This window comes from Bifidobacterium sp. LH_413, from assembly GCF_056357015.1.
In genome coordinates this window covers 625,270-641,339 of sequence record NZ_JBKEVK010000001.1, presented here as the reverse complement: position 1 = coordinate 641,339, position 16,070 = coordinate 625,270, and the positions used below count along the sequence as shown (strand labels likewise).

General features: G+C 63.7%; 18 protein-coding genes and 1 pseudogene. 6 read left to right on the top strand and 13 right to left on the bottom strand.

Annotated features, from left to right (window positions below; all coding sequences use genetic code 11):
- Positions 1-119 precede the first annotated feature (119 nt).
- Positions 120-947 carry an aldo/keto reductase gene (locus tag AC1AYN_RS02455; RefSeq protein WP_476531842.1) on the top strand — a complete coding sequence of 276 codons (828 nt, stop codon included), beginning with the start codon at positions 120-122 and terminating at the stop codon, positions 945-947.
- A gap of 355 nt (positions 948-1,302) precedes the next feature.
- Here the strand turns inward: AC1AYN_RS02455 and AC1AYN_RS02450 are convergent, their stop codons facing one another.
- From AC1AYN_RS02450 to AC1AYN_RS02440, 3 genes are all read right to left on the bottom strand, one after another.
- Positions 1,303-2,052 (bottom strand): ATP-binding cassette domain-containing protein, encoded by a 750-nt coding sequence (locus AC1AYN_RS02450; protein WP_476531841.1) that lies wholly within the window; start codon positions 2,050-2,052, stop codon positions 1,303-1,305.
- Positions 2,049-2,261 carry a hypothetical protein gene (locus AC1AYN_RS02445; RefSeq protein WP_476531839.1) on the bottom strand — a complete coding sequence of 71 codons (213 nt, stop codon included), beginning with the start codon at positions 2,259-2,261 and terminating at the stop codon, positions 2,049-2,051. The genes AC1AYN_RS02450 and AC1AYN_RS02445 overlap by 4 nt, the downstream gene beginning before the upstream one ends.
- 331 nt (positions 2,262-2,592) lie before the next feature.
- Complete coding sequence (locus tag AC1AYN_RS02440) at positions 2,593-3,138, bottom strand: hypothetical protein (RefSeq protein ID WP_476531837.1); 546 nt, start codon at positions 3,136-3,138, stop codon at positions 2,593-2,595.
- A gap of 191 nt (positions 3,139-3,329) precedes the next feature.
- Here AC1AYN_RS02440 and AC1AYN_RS02435 point away from each other — a divergent pair, with 191 nt between their 5' ends.
- On the top strand, positions 3,330-4,742 hold the full coding sequence (locus AC1AYN_RS02435; protein ID WP_219130881.1) for a DHA2 family efflux MFS transporter permease subunit: 1,413 nt from the start codon (positions 3,330-3,332) through the stop codon (positions 4,740-4,742).
- Positions 4,743-4,793: 51 nt separating this feature from the next.
- Entirely contained in the window at positions 4,794-5,813 is a 1,020-nt protein-coding gene (locus AC1AYN_RS02430; protein WP_476531835.1) for a lipocalin family protein, read from the top strand.
- A 178-nt stretch (positions 5,814-5,991) separates the two neighbouring features.
- On the opposite strand, the pseudogene AC1AYN_RS02425 reads toward AC1AYN_RS02430, so the two are convergent.
- The 3 genes and pseudogenes from AC1AYN_RS02425 to AC1AYN_RS02415 form a co-directional block, all read right to left on the bottom strand.
- Positions 5,992-6,284: pseudogene (locus AC1AYN_RS02425) on the bottom strand (hypothetical protein).
- 381 nt (positions 6,285-6,665) lie between these two features.
- On the bottom strand, positions 6,666-7,031 hold the full coding sequence (locus AC1AYN_RS02420) for a type II toxin-antitoxin system RelE/ParE family toxin (protein WP_476531833.1): 366 nt from the start codon (positions 7,029-7,031) through the stop codon (positions 6,666-6,668).
- Positions 7,009-7,302, bottom strand: a complete 294-nt coding sequence (locus AC1AYN_RS02415) for a prevent-host-death family protein (protein ID WP_476531831.1) — start codon at positions 7,300-7,302, stop codon at positions 7,009-7,011. Before AC1AYN_RS02415 ends, AC1AYN_RS02420 begins: the two co-directional genes overlap by 23 nt.
- Positions 7,303-7,648: 346 nt before the next feature.
- On the opposite strand from AC1AYN_RS02415, the gene AC1AYN_RS02410 reads away from it, so the two are divergent.
- Genes AC1AYN_RS02410 through AC1AYN_RS02400 form a run of 3 tightly spaced genes read left to right on the top strand, consistent with a single transcriptional unit; the run spans position 7,649 to position 8,457 of the window.
- Positions 7,649-7,957, top strand: a complete 309-nt coding sequence (locus AC1AYN_RS02410) for a DUF7724 family protein (RefSeq protein WP_476531829.1) — start codon at positions 7,649-7,651, stop codon at positions 7,955-7,957.
- Positions 7,950-8,183, top strand: a complete 234-nt coding sequence (locus AC1AYN_RS02405; protein WP_476531827.1) for a DUF7723 family protein — start codon at positions 7,950-7,952, stop codon at positions 8,181-8,183. The genes AC1AYN_RS02410 and AC1AYN_RS02405 overlap by 8 nt, the downstream gene beginning before the upstream one ends.
- Entirely contained in the window at positions 8,176-8,457 is a 282-nt protein-coding gene (locus AC1AYN_RS02400; protein ID WP_476531825.1) for a DUF4160 domain-containing protein, read from the top strand. The genes AC1AYN_RS02405 and AC1AYN_RS02400 overlap by 8 nt, the downstream gene beginning before the upstream one ends.
- 60 nt (positions 8,458-8,517) lie before the next feature.
- Here the strand turns inward: AC1AYN_RS02400 and AC1AYN_RS02395 are convergent, their stop codons facing one another.
- The 7 genes from AC1AYN_RS02395 to AC1AYN_RS02365 form a co-directional block, all read right to left on the bottom strand.
- Positions 8,518-8,778 carry a hypothetical protein gene (locus tag AC1AYN_RS02395; protein WP_476531823.1) on the bottom strand — a complete coding sequence of 87 codons (261 nt, stop codon included), beginning with the start codon at positions 8,776-8,778 and terminating at the stop codon, positions 8,518-8,520.
- Positions 8,779-9,378: 600 nt separating this feature from the next.
- The gene (locus AC1AYN_RS02390) at positions 9,379-9,960 is read right to left on the bottom strand and encodes a hypothetical protein (RefSeq protein ID WP_476531821.1); all 582 of its coding nucleotides are present in this window, start codon (positions 9,958-9,960) and stop codon (positions 9,379-9,381) included.
- A gap of 68 nt (positions 9,961-10,028) precedes the next feature.
- Positions 10,029-11,300 carry a class I SAM-dependent RNA methyltransferase gene (locus tag AC1AYN_RS02385; RefSeq protein WP_476531819.1) on the bottom strand — a complete coding sequence of 424 codons (1,272 nt, stop codon included), beginning with the start codon at positions 11,298-11,300 and terminating at the stop codon, positions 10,029-10,031.
- A gap of 60 nt (positions 11,301-11,360) precedes the next feature.
- Positions 11,361-12,089, bottom strand: a complete 729-nt coding sequence (locus AC1AYN_RS02380) for a DUF3159 domain-containing protein (protein WP_476531817.1) — start codon at positions 12,087-12,089, stop codon at positions 11,361-11,363.
- A gap of 13 nt (positions 12,090-12,102) precedes the next feature.
- The gene (locus tag AC1AYN_RS02375; RefSeq protein WP_476531816.1) at positions 12,103-12,972 is read right to left on the bottom strand and encodes a DUF3710 domain-containing protein; all 870 of its coding nucleotides are present in this window, start codon (positions 12,970-12,972) and stop codon (positions 12,103-12,105) included.
- A 73-nt stretch (positions 12,973-13,045) separates the two neighbouring features.
- Entirely contained in the window at positions 13,046-13,903 is an 858-nt protein-coding gene (locus AC1AYN_RS02370) for an exodeoxyribonuclease III (protein WP_476501901.1), read from the bottom strand.
- A 147-nt stretch (positions 13,904-14,050) separates the two neighbouring features.
- Positions 14,051-16,066 carry a dipeptide ABC transporter ATP-binding protein gene (locus tag AC1AYN_RS02365; protein ID WP_476531814.1) on the bottom strand — a complete coding sequence of 672 codons (2,016 nt, stop codon included), beginning with the start codon at positions 16,064-16,066 and terminating at the stop codon, positions 14,051-14,053.
- Positions 16,067-16,070: the final 4 nt, after the last annotated feature.

Genomic DNA, 16,070 nt, shown 5'->3' with positions numbered 1-16,070 from the left:
TACCCTACCGTGCGTAGCTCCGTAGAATGGTTGCGTCAGCATCATTGCAGCATCATTGCGGCATCATTGCAGCATCATTGCGGCACCATTGCAGCATCATTGCGCGAGAAGGGAGCGTCATGGCTATCCAGTCGACGATCACATTGAACAACGGCACGGTCATCCCGCAGGTGGGATTGGGCGTGTTCCAGACGCCGGACGGCGACACGACGGTGAACGCGGTCACCGCGGCGCTCGAAGCCGGCTACCGTCACATCGACACGGCGAGGATCTACGGCAACGAGGAGTCCGTGGGCGAGGGCATCCGCCGTTCCGGCGTGCCGCGCGGGGACATCTTCCTCACGACGAAGCTGTGGAACGACGACATCCGCGCGCACCGCGCGAAGGACGCGTTCCAGGAGAGCCTCGACCGTCTCGGCGTCGACTACGTCGACCTGTATCTCATCCACTGGCCGGCCGACGGCTGGCGACAAGCGTGGAACGACATGCAGGAAATCTACGCCTCCGGACGCGCGAAGGCAATCGGCGTGAGCAACTTCCAGCGCCATCATCTCGAGGAGTTGCTGAAGGATAGCGACGTGACGCCCGCGGCCGACCAGATCGAATCGTCGCCGCAGTTCGCGAACCAGGAGCTCGTCGACTTCGCGCACGGCCTCGGCATCGCCGTCGAGGCGTGGAGCCCGCTCGGCGGCACCGGCGGCACGCTGCTCGCCGACCCGCGTCTGGCCGAGATCGGCGCGAAGTACGGCAAGTCGGCGGCGCAGGTCGTCATCCGCTGGCACATCCAGCGCGGCGTGGTCGTCCTGCCGAAGTCCACGCACGCCGACCGCATCCGCCAGAACTTCGACGTGTTCGACTTCAACCTGACCGCCGCCGACATGGCCGCCGTCAGCGCCCTGGAGACCGGCCGCCGCAACGGCGCCGACCCGGACGATTTCGATTTCTGATCGGATCGGCGAGCGCAGTGGTGGCTCGGCTTTGAGCACACCAATCTGATGGGGTGGAGGCCGGCTTATCGAAGAGTCGGCCTCCACCCCATCATTCCCCAGGATGACTGGGTAACCCCTTGTTATTTTGAAGGGTCGCTTCATTGGTTTTCGTGAGCTTCGTCAGTTACGTTTTCGTTGCAATGACGCCATTTTGCTGACTTTCGCGAGATTCGTTGATTGCCGTTGATTTCGCTGTTCCCCGCGGTCATTGTGTCCCGGCTGTGTCCGCATCGGCGCAGGTGTTCCCCAGTCAAATGAGGCGCAATGACTGGAGAACGGCGACAACCGGCTATGAGACATTCGTTCAGGGCACTCATGCGAGACGTGATCTGAACGCAGCTTTCCATCGTCCCCTTGTGCGCTCCACATGCAGCGAGATGCCAAACATCGATGCAAGACGTTCGTCGGTAAGGCCTTCGCCTATCGGTCCGGCGAACGTGATGGTTCCCGGCGTCGTGGTGCGGTTGTCCCGTCGTGAGGCCAATGCCGACAGTTCTCGCAGCACCGTTTCACGGCCGCCCAAATCAAGGCCGGTGGTCGGCTCGTCGAAGATCAAGAGATCCGCCGGAGAGACGAGTGCGCGGGAGATTATCACCCTCGTGCGTTCGCCTTCGGACAGGTTGCGCCACTGTTTGCCGGCCAGATATGCGATGTCGAGCCGGCGCATCATCGCATACGCCTTCTCGTATGCCTCGTCGGCCGAATCCTTCGTTCCTCGTGGAATCCCCGAGGCGACGATTGTGAGCGGGTTCTTTTCCGACCCGATGTTGTGCCCGAACGCCGACGAGACGATGGCTATGCGGGTGCGACGGCGCTCCGGGTCCGAGCCCGCGACGGTTCGGTCCCCGAAGACGCGCAGTTCGCCGACGTTGGGGTAGGTGCGCATCGCGATCATTTCCAGCAGTGTGGATTTTCCCACGCCGTTCGGTCCGAACAGCACCCATCGTCCGCCGGCGGCAATGGTGAGGTTCACGTCGGCAAGGATCAGCCGCCGATTGCGGTAGTAGCCCACCGACCGTGCGCGTACTGCCGCATCATAGGTTGTTCCATCGAGCAGGGTCATCGTTTCACTCCCGTACCCCGTCCGACGATGACGCCAATGGCGGTCTGCGCGACGGCGAGTATGGCCAGCATGATGAGTACCGTGCGCCATCCCGAAGTAATGTCGTAGAGCGTTCCAGCCAACGTGGGGCCGACCGCGGCGAGCAGGTAGCCGACGCATTGCGCCATGCCCGACAGTTGCGTCGTCTCCTCGGTGGTCGAGGTCTTCAATCCGATCGGGGGAGAGCGTCGGACAGGGGCAATGTCGCGGCCGAAGCGAACGCGGCCATGCCGGCCATGCATGCGGAGTAGATGCCGGTGGCCAGTGATGTGCGGCCGGGATAGTCACGTTTGACTATGGCCGGCACCAGGACGTTGCCCACCGCAATCGAGCAGCCGACGATGAGCGTGCCGACCCACAGTCCGGTGGTGCCGCACGTCGAACGAATCGCGCTGCCGACGATGGTGCGGGATGGCGTTGTGTTGTCTGTTCCATGATGATTGATGGGTGATTGATGGGTGTCCGTGTGATGATGCCGTTGATTCGTATAAGGGGTGTTTGTTATCGTCCGTCGGGGATCCGAGCGGCGATGGCGTTGAGGTTTTCGACGACCGCCGCGATGATCTCGTCGTCGCTTTGTCCGCCTTCCAGCTTGAGCAGGCCAAGCGAGTGGAGGGCCCCGGCGATGGAGAAGACGGCGGCGATGCGCTCGCGTTCGTTCGCTGCTCGGGCGGAGTAACGTTCGACGAGCGTCGATTCGATTTTGCGGAACATGGCTTCGGGGCGGCCTGCGAACAGGACGCGCAGATCGTCGATCTGGCTGTCGATGGCCGGTCTCCAGCCATTGAGGAATGCGGGTGGATCGGACAGGATCTTGTCCTTGTCGGGGTAATGCTCCAGCATCGCGTCGATGGTCTCGTCCTCAAGCTTGTCGTTGAGGTCGTATACGTCGAGGTAATGCTTGTAGAACGTGCTCGGGTTGACGAGCGCAAGGTCGCAGATGCCCTTGACCTTGACCTTCGAGACCGGAACTCCTGATGCCCGTAGGCGCAGGAACGCCTCGCGGATCGCCTTGCGGGTCTTGACGATGCGTAGATCGGTCATCATGCCCCTTTCGTCTGTTCGTTTGCCGGTGGCGTCATTCCCTCGCCGACCATAAGCCGAGTGTTATACGACGATTCGGGCAAATCGTCGTATAAGCGAGGTATGTCGCATATCGGTGGTTGTCATCCGTTGCGTTTCGATAATAATTGATGCTCGTTGAATAATCAATAACTATTGCTTATCGGAGTGTTATTGTGAAACTTGGCATCAACAGAAAACAATGGATCATGGTCATCGTGCTGCTCATGGGCACGTTGCTGGCCGTGCTCAACATGTCGGTGGTCACGCCGGCGCTGCCGTCCATCATGAAGGACCTCGGGGTGGATTCCACCACCGTTCAGTGGCTGTCCAGCGGCTATTCTCTGGTCGAGGCGATGGTCATCCCGCTCGCCGCGTTCCTCATGGGGCGCTTCTCCACCCGCAGGCTGTTCATTGGATGCATCTCATTGTTCGCGGCCGGCAGTCTCGTCGCCGCATTCGCGTCGACCTTCCCCCTGCTCATGGTCGGCCGGGTGCTGCAGGCCCTGTGCACCGGCGCGATCATGCCGATGGTCACCGCGGTGATCCTGCTCGTGTTCCCCAAGGAAAGCCGCGGTACGGCAATGGGTATCACAGGACTCGTCGTCGGTTTCGCCCCGGCGCTCGGCCCGTCCGTCTCCGGCGTGATCATCGACTCGTTCGGCTGGCGCACGCTGTTCGTCATCATGGCGGCAGTCTCGCTGATCGTCATCGCGTTGGCCGCCGTCTACCTGCGTAACTTCGACGGCTTCCAACCGGGTGCGTTCGACCTTGTCTCCGTGCTGCTCTCCTCGGTCGGTCTGGCATGCCTGTTGTACGGGCTGTCCACGTTCACGTCCACCGGCAACATGATGCTCACCGTCTCGCTGATCGTCGTCGGCGTGCTGCTCGTGGCCGTGTTCGTGCGCCGACAGCTCAAGGCGAAGGAACCGATGCTGCGCGTCGGAATCCTCGCCAACCGCACCTATGCGCATTCGGTGATCATCGTGGCATGCATGCAGGCGGCCCTCATGGGTTGCAACGTCATGGTGCCGATGTTCATTCAGACCGTGCTCGGCGCATCCGCCACCGCCAGCGGGCTCGCCATGCTTCCCGGCGCCCTCATCGGCGCATGCTGCGGCATCGTCTCGGGCCGCATGTTCGACAAATACGGCATCCGCAAGGTCGCCCTGCCCGGCCTGACGGTCATGACCATCGGCGGCGTGCTCATGGCTCTGCTCGGCGCGGACGCCTCGGTTATCCTCACAGCATGCGCCTACACCGTGCTCTACACGGGACTCATGTTCGCCATGACCCCGGTGAACACCTGGGGCATCAACGCGCTCGACAACGAAAACATCGGGCACGCGCAAAGCGTGACCAACACCGTCGGACAGATCGCCTCCTCGATGGGCACAGCCCTCATCGTATCCATCTCCGCGCTGTCCACCACCCTCGCGCCCACCGCCACCGGCCACGCGCAATCCATACTCGGCTCGACGCTGGCATTCGCCGCCATCGCGGTCATCCTCGCGGCCGCCCTCATCACGGCGCTTCTGGCGACTCGAACGCACCGAGGCACGACGAAACGGACTCTCGTCGGACAGTGACCGAAACGACAACGCATCAACAGACAACACGGAACCAAAACGAAACGAGACATGATGAACACCACGAACAACTCGCTGACCCACAACATCCGCACTTTCCACCACGGCACCGAACCGCTGGTGGATCCCATCCAAGACACATTCATACGCACCGACAAAGCCGGCAACTCATGGTTCTGGGTCGGTCATTTCGAGGCGGGCGGCCACACCCTTGACTTCATGTACCACGTCAGCGTCCTGCAGCTCTCCAAATACCTGCCGGTGCGCATGATCAACAGCGTGCTGTCCATCACCGACGAGACCGGACGCATCTACCGTCACGAAGACCGCTTTTACAAGGTCAGGCGAGGACAAGTCGCAGGCCAGGGACTGCACATCCACACCGACAAGGACGTCATCGAAGGCGATCTCGACAACATGCGCATCGCATCGGCCATGCCGGACGGATCCATCTACCTCGACCTGCACGGCACCGGATACCCACTCTACAGTCTCGGTACCGGCTACTTCCAGATCGCCGGAGTGGCCAACTACCAATACTCGTTCCCGCACATGGCCGCCAAAGGCGTCATCACTCTCGACGGCCAGCGCCACGAGGTGGAGGGGATGGTATGGATGGACCGTCAGTTCGCCGGCATGCCCAAAGGCAGAAGCCTCAAGGACGGCTACAACTGCAAATGGCTGTGGATGAACCTCTGCTTCGACAACGATCCCGACGTGATCAGCCTATGGGGTGTAACCGAACTGGCCACCGGCGACGAGCACTGCTGGGCGAGCGTCCTGCACCAAGACGGCACCCAATCCTTCACCGGCGTGGATCCGATGGCCGGAGACTCCTTCAACGTGTGGGAAAGCCCCACGACAGGCATGAAATATCCGACCGGATGGACCGTCTCCATCCCCGAATGGGAAGCGAAACTCACCGTCACGTCCATCATGGACGAACAGGAAATCGCCTCGCCGAACCCCTCCGGCTGCAAATACGAAGGCGCGAGCAAGGTGGTCGGCACCTACCGGGGGCGCCCGGTGACGGGCCACTGCTGCCTCGAACTCGTCGGCGGATGGAACTAGCGACACCGGTTTATCCTCCCGAAAGCACCGGCATCGGTCTAATTGCACCAACCTACCGAAGAGGACAGATCCGACGATACCGTGAACAAGGATTCGGGATGGACGCTAAATAACCTTCAGGTGGTTTTCACACAAGAAAAAGCCCGTCTCGTGCATAACATCACGAGACGGGCTTAGCTCATTGATGGTATCCGGCTTCATTATCTTTGCTGAGCTTGCCGTTGAACGCTTGGTTCACGAGCGTGTAGACGGCTTGTGCGACGCCGATGACGCCGGTCAGGATGATGCCCCAGCCGTAGCCGTGGAAGCCGTTGGTGGCGGAGATGGCGATGACGCCGAGCAGGATGCTCACGCCGAGGCTGGTCAAGCCCACGTAGTCGGCGGGGAGGCGCTCTTGAACGCCTGAACCAAGGCGGGCGCGACGAGGGCGACGATGCCGGCGGCGAGGGCGGTCGCTGCGGAAATATCCATGAATCTTCTCCTTAAGATTGGTTTGGGTATGGAAGCGGCGGCCTCCGGCGCGGTACCGAAGGCTGCGGCGTCGGCGCGGGCGTGACTATGGTGTTGCCGGAGTTGGCGTACTTGTTCCACTGTGCTGTGGTGCCGCGGAAGTAGTTCAGATCCGGCGGGCCCGCATATCCGGGGATGCGGCTGTTGCTGGTGTACTGGCGCATGGCCTCGCCGTATCGCCCGTAGTTCCGCGGTCGTGTCTATCGTTGCGGCGTTATTCTTGTCGAACTTGCCAACAAGTATCTGCTTCACGAGTGCGAAGATGGCCTGTGCAGCACCAATGCTTCGGTAAGGTCGAAACCTCACGAAGGTTGATTGGAATTCCGGCGCACCGGCGAATCATCAACCACCGAATCCATGTCTATCCGCGTCCTTGTAGCCCCGTATGAGGCTCTTTGGCGTCTTCGATGAATAGAGTTCGTCGTGCGTGCCGGTACGGGTCAGGACGAGCACCAGCTTGTCGCCGTCGATGAAGTAGACGAGCAAATCGCCGTCGATATGCAATTCACGGAATCCGCTCCATTGACCCGTCAACGCATGATCGCGGTATTTCGTCTTCAATACGTCGGTCTCTCCGTTCACCAGCGCACGAATCGCCGGCTTCATCCGTCTGAAATCGACTTGTTTCTTCTTCAGGGCTTTCACATCCTGATCGAAGGCTCTGATGGTCGCGATGGTCAGTGGTTCAGAGCGCATCGAAATAGTCATCCATCTCGTCGACGGACTTGAAGGAGTGAGTGTATTCGCCACTGGTCGCCTGACGTCGAGCTTCCGCGTTGCGCAACGCCTTGATCTCCTCCTCCAATTCCCGGAAATGACGGTAGTCATGCTCGTTGATGATGAAATACACAGGCTCGTTGTTGCGGAGCACGGTGACGGGCGTGTTGTCCGCGACCTTCGCGAACTCGGCGCTTGCGGTGCCACGGCCAAAGCGGCTGATGGGAACCAAGGTATCCACGGGGACGGTCAGCATAGCCATATCAAACCTCCATGCTTGAAACCATGTATATTTGCATGCTATTACAATGCACCGGTAGTGTTGAGGGCCCCTTCGGGCTCACGCGCGATATGGGCGTATGGAATCGGAATGAATCCTGTGGACGCGCGGCACCCACGGCTCGTTCGACTGGCCTCTGCTCGATGGCGGCTCGCTGGCCGTGGGCCGATTCGAGGTTGATGGACCTCCGCTCAACGCGTTCCACACGCACGCTTTTACGTGGCAGCTCCTTCACGCCCCGGCGGAAAACGGTACACGCCCCGACACCTATAATCGAAAACAACACGGAATCGCTTTTGCGACAGGCGCCGGAAGGAGGAAACCGACCATGTGCGCACCATCTGCATACAATCCGGAACCAGGAAACGACACGGCGTATCTCGGCGCGGAAAACGGCTTCACCGTGTTCGAATATGGAGGTCGGCGTATACGTTTCCGCGCTCCCTATTCGCTGGAGCGGTACACGGATATCAAACAATGGGACGACGACGGATACCTGGTCGTAGACGCGAAGTACAGGCACAATGCCATGCCCGAGGAAGAATACATCGATTTGGAGCCCATCCTCAAGGATCTTTACATCGATGCCGCCCGTTTTCTCAAACCAATCAAGAAAGTGAGGATAGCCCATGCCTGATATCGCGGCAATCGCCAGCGCTGCGGGAATGATCGTCAATGGCTACGCATTCACCAACGCCGAAAACGGCCATGTCAGAGTACTGAACCTCAATAGTCCCGACTCGGCCACCGTACTCGATCGCGACGGCACCGTGCTGGAGACCAGTATGGATGATATGGAAGTCGGCATCGTTCAGGAGTATTACCGGAACAACCGGGAATTCCTAGAGGAGAATCATGCCTAAGTACTTCCAATTCATGGTTGCCGGGTATTATCTGTATTTCACTTCATTCTGTGTCATCGAATGCATGCATGTACACGCCAGCGACACCAAACTCACCGAATCCGGTTCAGCGAAGTTCTTCGTCAAGGCCAACGGCGATACTACTTTGGAACGCCAAGGCAGACTTACCGCAAAGGAAGTCTCCATAATCCAGAAGTTCATCAAGAAGAACTATCGGGAGATGTATCTCAAGTGGAAGGAGTACAGCACCGAGGACTTCTATGGACGTTCCTGATTCCCATAGCCAAGTATTCGGGGCGTATTCCGTTTTCATTCTTCCCTTTATGCAGGAGCTCTACCAACGTTCCAGCATGTGCTGCATGACGCCGTTCTTCACGGCGTCTTTGAAATGGCCGATGTGAGCTCCCCGCAGCACGTACGCCTCATCGTCGGAGCCGTCGTCGTAACGCTCCAGCTCCTCCTGCATGACGGTGCCGATCACCTCGGCGAATTCGACGAACGTCATGGCCTGATCCAAATCAATGCCGAGCGCGGCGTACACGCGAATCACATCAGGGTCGACGCCCGCATCGAACATCCTCGCGGCGACACTCATACAGACACCTCTTCCATCGGCTGCCAGCCGGCATTGCGTCGGCGGTTCCTCCATCCTGGCATATCCCACATGATTTGCGAACATCGGAACGGCTTACCCGACTGATTCCCCAGCACCGCATGTACGCGTGCACGGTACAGCAGCACAGCAATTGCCCGGCACCACATTCCCTCAGCATCATTCGGAGCCAGTGCGTGGCGTGCTCCCGACGCTGGGACAGCTTCCGGCGTTGGGAGCACGCCACGCATGGCAGGGAAGCGACGTCAGCGGAGGTCTTGGGCATCGTCGGATTGCCAAGCTTGGCACGGAAACAACGCTAAGCGGGGATTCAGTGTCGGGAGCATGCCATGGCTGGCACGGAACAGACGCTTAGGAGACACCCAGTGTCGGTTCCGCGCCGAGCATGGCGAAGAACCGACGCCGGGTGGCGGGTTCCGACGCCGAACGACAGGGCCGATACCGAACAATGGGAAACCGATACCGGACAGCAGAGAACCGATGTCAAACAACGGAGAACCGACGGCCGAACGGCAGATTGCACCGGGAGAAACGGCATGAGAACGACGCCTCATCCCCATCCTGTGCGACTCTCCCTATCCCCTACCGAACCGTGCTGACGGTGATCTGACGGGCGTGGGGTTCGTCGTTGAGGATGGTCATGGCGGCGTCATCGATCGGCGTGGCGTCGGTGGCACGGTCGTTGATGGTGAGCGTCGCGGCATAGAGGCGTTCGTCGGCGGGCGCGTGCACGGGCGAGAGCAGGGCGACGGGGATGCCGGCGTCGCGGGCGTCCTGCAACGCGGAATCCCAGCCAGACGAGTCGACCGTGACATCGATGTCGGCGATGATGATGAGGTTCACGACGCGCGAGACCATGTCGCGCACGCCCTGCTGGGCGCGGGCGGCGGCCGCCGCGGAATCATCGGAACCGGACCCAGCGGAGGAACTGGAAGACCCAGAGGAATCCCCGGAATCCTTCACCGACACGTATACGGCTTCCAACCCGGCGTCGGCGAACGCGTCCAATACCACCGAATCAGCGGCGGCCGTGGCGGAGCCGACGACGCCGATCACCGCGTCGTCGCGCACCGTGCCGACGTGCGCGATGGACGGCGTGCGGCCCTGCGTGTCGCCGACCGCGGTGCCATGCGGCGCGCACGCGGCCGGCACCAGCAGCGCCACAGCACACAACGAGCATGCGATGGCACGAACCGACCGGATCGCGGCACCCCGCAAGGCGGCACCCCCCGTCACGCGGCGTCCCCTCCGCGGCGGAACAGTGCCACGGTCTCGACGTGGTGGGTCATCGGGTAGATGTCGTAGGCGCGCACGTCGGCGAGCTCGTAGCCGAGGCCGCGCAGCGTGCCCGTGTCGCGCGCGAGCGACGTCGGATCGCATGCGATGTAGATGATGGAGCGTGCGCCCGCCTCGGCCATCTGACGGCACACCTTGGCGCGGGCACCGGCGCGCGGCGGGTCGAGCACGATGAGGTCGGGGTTCGCGAGATGCGCGGGCACGTGCGCGAGCGTGCGGGCGACGTCGCCGCAGCGCGCGTCCACGTCCGCGAGGTCCATGCGGCGCAGGTTGCGCTGCTGGCTTTTGACCGCGTCGCGGCCGCCTTCGACGCTGAACATGCGCGTGCGCGGGGTGACGAGCGTCGCCAGCGGCAGCGTGAACAGTCCGGAACCGGAGTAGAGGTCCCAGATGACGGCGTCGTCGCGGCCGTCGAGTTCGCGGCGCGCCAGGTCGATCACGTGGTTCGCGAGCGCGACGGGCGCTTCGCGGTGCACCTGCCAGAAGCCGTTCGCGTCGACCTCGTAGGTGAATGTGGTGCCGGCGACCGTGACCTGCTCGTTGAGCACGCGCGAACCGGCGGTCAGTTCGCCGTCGACGAGAATCGCGTGATTGTCGCGGATGGCGACGCCTCCGCGCGGCTCGGGCACGGCGAGTCGGATCTGCGAGCCGGGTTCGAAGCCGCCGTCCCACACGTGCTGCCCGGCGGCTACATCGAGCAGGGTCTTCGTGGCGAGCGGCATCGTGTCGAGGGGGACGCGCACGTGCGTGCCGCGACGGCGCATCGACGGACGTCCATCCTCGTCGGCGATCATCTCGATGCGCGTGCGCCAATGAAAGCCGCCGAGCGCCTCGTCGCCGTCCTCACGTTCGATGGGCACGGCCACGTCGATATGGCCGAGCCGGCTCAGCTGTTCGGAGACGGTGACCGCCTTCCACTTGAGCTGGCCGGGCAGGGAGACGTGCACGAGGTCGGCGCCGCCGACGCCGCCGCCCATGGCGAGCGGGCCGGCGAGCGGCCATGCGGGCGGGACGCGGTCGTCGCTCGGTTCGATGACCTCGACGACCTCGCCGGTCCAGAACCGGTCGTCGCGGTCGTGCGGCTCGTCGAGCGCGATGCGGACGTGCTCGCCGGGCAGGGCGAAACGGACGAACACGACGCGTCCGTCGATGTGGGCGACGCAGCGGCCCTGGTCGGCGTAGCGTTCGATGCGGACTTCGGCTTCCATGGGTTCCTTTTCGGTTGTGTCTTCTTCGGCTGTGTCTTCGGTTTTCGATACCTATTCGGTCTATTCGGTCGCCTCGCGGGCGCGTGCGGCCGCCTTGTGGCGGTGCAGGGGCGTCGCGATGACGAGGTAGCTCACCCAGATGGCGAGCGCCCAGAACGGGATGCCCATGAAGAGACGGGTCACGCCGAGAGCCGCCACATGATCGGTCATGTAGAGCGGCACCTGCACGGCGAGGCGCAGGGCGAACAGGCCCAGCCACAGGGCGGTGATGATCATGTACGCGCGTTTCAGCGCCTTGTCGTCCATCCAGTCGTGGAACCATGCGCGGAACCGTTCGGTGGGCATCTGGCGGATGAATTCGATGACGAGGCCGAGGCCGGGCACGCGCGCGGCGAGCGAGACGGCGAGCAGCGCCGCGTACACGCCGTTCGTGAGGAAGCCCAGCATGTAGTAGTTGCGGGCCTCGTGGCTCTTCCACGCCCAGACGAGGCAGATGCCCACGGCGATGAGGCCGCTCAGCGCGCCCATCACCGATTGGCGTTGGATGAGACGCGCGAGCACCTGGATGACGGCCAGCGCGGCGGACACGCCGATGGTGAGGTTCAGGTCGTTCGTCGCGATGAACAGGACGACGAACACGACGCCGGGCAGCATCGATTCGACGACGCCGCGCGGGCCGCCGATCGCCTCGATGACGGAGAAGTCCTCCCCCGCGCCGTCGCCGGCACGGTCGCCGGCCCCGGCGAGTGCGCCGAGACCGGTGCGCTTCCTCTGATTCGGATCGGCCACGTTCGCGCCCACGTCAGCGGACTTCGGAGAACATCGGGCCGCGCGAGAGCGTGGTCTTGACCTCCGTCTGCTGGTCCTGGCTCAGCGGGCCGTCCGGACGGGTGGGGACGTCCTTCAGGTGCTCCTTGCCCTGTGCTTCGGTCTCGCCTTCGGCGGCGGCCTTCGCGGCCCTGCGCTCGGACGGGCTGACCGGCGGGTGCATGGGGATGAGGTCGCGCGGGGCGAGCGGCTCCTCGCCGCGCTCGACGACGATGTCGGAGAAGAAGCGGTTGAGCGCCTCGGTCTCCTCGGCGTCCGGGTCGGTGGCGGCCACACCGGAGAAGATGCCGCGCAGCATCCAGCGGGGGCCGTCCACGCCGACGATGCGCGTGGTGAGGGTCTTGCCGCCCTTGATCTCGACGGGCAGGCGCAGCTCGGTGCCGAACACGCCTTCGACGGCGGAGGCCTTCTTGTTGGCGGCGAGGAAGTCGTCGCGCCAATCCTCCCACAGGCCGAGGGTCTTCGGCGCGGCGTACGCCTCGATCTCCAGGCTGGAGTTCTTGTAGGTGATGGTGGAGCCGAGGATGGCGCGGGTGGCGCGGTTCGCCTTGATGCGCAGCTCGATGTGCTGCATGAACGGCAGGTAGTAGGCGCCGAGGTCGAGGTAGTCGTCGTAGTCGGGCACGTCCTCGTCGTCCACGTCCCACGGGCCGCGTTCCTCGCCGCGTCCCGCGTATTCGCTGCTCGCCTCCGGCAGGGCCGCGGCGGCCGTCTCCTCGGCGGTCTCGCTGTCGGCCTTGGCGGCGGCGTTCGCGGCCGCGGCGGCCTTCGCGTCCTCGTCCTCGGTCTCGACGGCGGCCTTCGCGGCCTTGTCCTTCTTCTTGCCGAATCCGAACAGTCCCATGGTTCCTCGTTTCGTTGCTACGTTCTTTACGGTTGCGACCCTGTTAAGCCTAACACCTTCGGCTGCCCGTAGGTCACACGTCGTAGCGGATGGTGAGGGGCGCGTGGTCGGACCAGCGCAGATCGTAGGCGGGCGCCTTGTCGATGACGAATCCGCGCGCGGTCTCGGCGAGCTCCGGCGTGGCGAACTGGTAGTCGAGACGCCAGCCGACGTTGTTGTCGAAGGCGCGGCCGCGCTGGCTCCACCACGTGTACGGTCCCTGGATGTCGCCGGCGAGGTCGCGCATCACGTCGACGAACTCGTACTCGTCCAGCCACCGGTCCACGTAGGCGCGCTCCTCGGGCAGGAAGCCCGCGTGCTTCACGTTGCCCTTCGCGTTCTTGATGTCGAGCGGCGTGTGCGCGATGTTGAAGTCGCCGCACAGCACGGCCTGGCGTCCGCCCTTCGCCGCCTCGTCACGCAGTTCGCCCATGCGCGTGAGCATCGTGTCGAGGAAGCGGAACTTCTGCGCCATCTTCGTCGCGTCGTCGGCGTTGCCGGCGTGCACGTACACGCATGCGACGGTGATCGAATAGCCTTGCGGGGTGACGACGTCCGCCTCGATCCAACGGCCCGAATCGACGTCCTCGTCGAGGCCGGGCAGTCCGTGGCGCACGGCGGTCACCTCCAGGTCGGAGAGCAGGGCGACGCCGGCGCGGCCCTTGACGCGGCACACCTCGTTGACGCGGTGCAGCGCGGCCGGGCCTTCGACGCGGCCCGCCTCCGCGTAGTCGGCGGCGAGACCGTCGAGGATCGGGTCGAGTTCGGCCTGCGGGGCGCGCACCTCCTGCATGCACCACACGTCGGGCGTGTTGCGTCGCGCCCACTCCTCCACGCCCTTGCGTTTCGCCGCGCGGATGCCGTTCATGTTCGATGTCGTGATGGAGATCATGCGGCTCACTATACGGGCATGCATGACGAAAGGCCCCCTCTCACTCGTGTGAGAGGGGGCCTTTCGTCATGCGTTTCGGGTCTCTTCCCCACCCGGCTTCGCCGGGAGCCCCCTCGTCAGAGGGGGGCCGAGGGAAAGGGCTAAGGCTCAGTCGAGGCCGAGCTGGAGCTTGCCGCCGGGGATGGCGTCGAGCAGGTCGCGGGTGTACTGCATCTTCGGGTGGTTGAACACCTCGTCGGTGGTGGCGTGCTCGACCAGACGGCCATGCTGCATCACCACGACCTCGTCGGCGATCTGGCGGACGACGGCCAGATCGTGGGTGATGAACAGGTAGCTCAGTCCCTTTTCGGCCTGCAGGTCGTTGAGCAGGTGCAGCACCTGGTCCTGCACGAGCACGTCGAGGGCGGAGACAGCCTCGTCGCACACGATCACGTCCGGGTTGAGGGCCATGGCTCGCGCGATGGCGATGCGCTGGCGCTGGCCGCCGGACAGCTCGTTCGGGTAGCGGGTCATCACGGACTCGGGCAGTTCGACCATGTCGAGCAGCTCGCGCACGCGCTTGGCGCGGCTCGTCTTGTCGCCGATGCCGTGGATGCGCAGCGGCTCCTCGATGGAACGGTAGATCGAGTACATCGGGTCGAGCGAGCCGTACGGGTTCTGGAACACCGGCTGCACGTGGCGGCGGAACTCGAGGAGCTCCTTGCCCGTGAGGGAGGCGATGTCCTTGCCCTCGTAGAGCGCCTTGCCGGAGGTGGGCGTCAGGAGCTTCAACACCATGTTCGCCACGGTGGACTTGCCGGAGCCGGACTCGCCCACGATGGCCAGCGTGGAGCCGCGCTTGACGGAGAAGGACACGTCGTCGACGGCCTTGAACATCTCCTTCTTGCGCGGAAGCTTGAACTCCTTGGTCAGATGGTCGACGACGATGACGTCCTCGCTCTTCTCGAGCTTGTCTTCGCCGACGATGTGGTGCTCGAGCAGCGCGTCCGCGTCCTCGCCGCGCTCGTGCGCGGAGATGATGCGCTGGGAGGCGAGCGACGGGGCGGCCGCGACCAGACGCTTCGTGTACGGGTGCTGCGGGTGCTGGAGCACTTCGAGCGACGGACCGGATTCGACGACCTGGCCCTTGTACATCACGACGATGTGCTGGGCGCGCTCGGCGGCGAGGCCCAGATCGTGGGTGATGAACAGCACGGCGGTTCCGAGCGAGTCGGTGAGCATGTGCAGATGGTCGAGAATCTTCTTCTGCACGGTCACGTCGAGCGCGGAGGTCGGCTCGTCGGCGATGAGCAGGTCGGGGCGGCAGGCGAGGCCGATGGCGATGAGCGCGCGCTGGCGCATGCCGCCGGAGAACTCGTGCGGGTACTGGCGGGCGCGGGTGGCCGCGTCGGGCAGGCCCGCCTCGGAAAGGAGCCCCGCGATGCGGTCGTCCACGGTGGAGCCGGTGACGTGGGCCTTGGCGATCGCCCATGCCTTGTCGTCGGCGACGCCGGCCTTGATGAGGTCGTCGGCGACGCGCCAACGGGTCTCGGAGCCGGGCACCCACTCGCCCTTGAAGTAGTCCATGGACTTGGCGGCCGCCTCCTCGCCGACGCCGGCCTCGGCCAGCGCGGCCTTGGCGGCGTCGAGCAGGGCGGGCAGCTCGGCGGATCCGACGAACGTCTCGTCGTCGTTGCCCTTGAGCTCGACGTCCGCCTCCTCGCCGGCCAGGGCCTTGGCGAGGGCGGAGCGCTTCTCGTGCGCCACGTCCATGTTGTTGGCGGTGAGCGCCTCCTTGACCTGCGTGCCGATGCGGTACACCGGATTGAGGTTGCTCATCGGGTCCTGCGGGACGAGGCCCATCTTGTCGCCGCGCAGCTTGTCGAAGTCCTTCGGCTTCAGGCCCGTGAGCTCCTGGCCGTCGAGCTTGATGGAGCCGCCGACCACGTGGCCGGTGCCGGGCAGCAGGCCGAGCACGGCCATGGCGGACGTGGACTTGCCGGAGCCGGATTCGCCGACGATGGCCACCCACTGGCCAGGGTAGACGGAGAAGGACGCGTTGCGCACGGCGTGCACGGCGCGCTTGTCGTCGGTGGTGAAGTCGATGGCGAGGTTCTTCACCTCGAGCAGCGGGCCGTGGGCCTTCTGCATCTCGACGATCTTGGCATCGTTCGTGTTTTCCATTTGT

What these genes read in the sequence shown, in the direction of transcription:
- AC1AYN_RS02455 (WP_476531842.1), top strand. Translation starts at nt 120, where the DNA reads ATGGCTATCCAGTCGACGATCACATTGAACAACGGCACGGTCATCCCG.
- AC1AYN_RS02450 (WP_476531841.1), bottom strand. Translation starts at nt 2,052, where the DNA reads ATGACCCTGCTCGATGGAACAACCTATGATGCGGCAGTACGCGCACGG.
- AC1AYN_RS02440 (WP_476531837.1), bottom strand. Translation starts at nt 3,138, where the DNA reads ATGATGACCGATCTACGCATCGTCAAGACCCGCAAGGCGATCCGCGAG.
- AC1AYN_RS02430 (WP_476531835.1), top strand. Translation starts at nt 4,794, where the DNA reads ATGATGAACACCACGAACAACTCGCTGACCCACAACATCCGCACTTTC.
- AC1AYN_RS02420 (WP_476531833.1), bottom strand. Translation starts at nt 7,031, where the DNA reads ATGACTATTTCGATGCGCTCTGAACCACTGACCATCGCGACCATCAGA.
- AC1AYN_RS02415 (WP_476531831.1), bottom strand. Translation starts at nt 7,302, where the DNA reads ATGGCTATGCTGACCGTCCCCGTGGATACCTTGGTTCCCATCAGCCGC.
- AC1AYN_RS02410 (WP_476531829.1), top strand. Translation starts at nt 7,649, where the DNA reads ATGTGCGCACCATCTGCATACAATCCGGAACCAGGAAACGACACGGCG.
- AC1AYN_RS02405 (WP_476531827.1), top strand. Translation starts at nt 7,950, where the DNA reads ATGCCTGATATCGCGGCAATCGCCAGCGCTGCGGGAATGATCGTCAAT.
- AC1AYN_RS02400 (WP_476531825.1), top strand. Translation starts at nt 8,176, where the DNA reads ATGCCTAAGTACTTCCAATTCATGGTTGCCGGGTATTATCTGTATTTC.
- AC1AYN_RS02395 (WP_476531823.1), bottom strand. Translation starts at nt 8,778, where the DNA reads ATGAGTGTCGCCGCGAGGATGTTCGATGCGGGCGTCGACCCTGATGTG.
- AC1AYN_RS02385 (WP_476531819.1), bottom strand. Translation starts at nt 11,300, where the DNA reads ATGGAAGCCGAAGTCCGCATCGAACGCTACGCCGACCAGGGCCGCTGC.
- AC1AYN_RS02375 (WP_476531816.1), bottom strand. Translation starts at nt 12,972, where the DNA reads ATGGGACTGTTCGGATTCGGCAAGAAGAAGGACAAGGCCGCGAAGGCC.
- AC1AYN_RS02370 (WP_476501901.1), bottom strand. Translation starts at nt 13,903, where the DNA reads ATGATCTCCATCACGACATCGAACATGAACGGCATCCGCGCGGCGAAA.
- AC1AYN_RS02365 (WP_476531814.1), bottom strand. Translation starts at nt 16,066, where the DNA reads ATGGAAAACACGAACGATGCCAAGATCGTCGAGATGCAGAAGGCCCAC.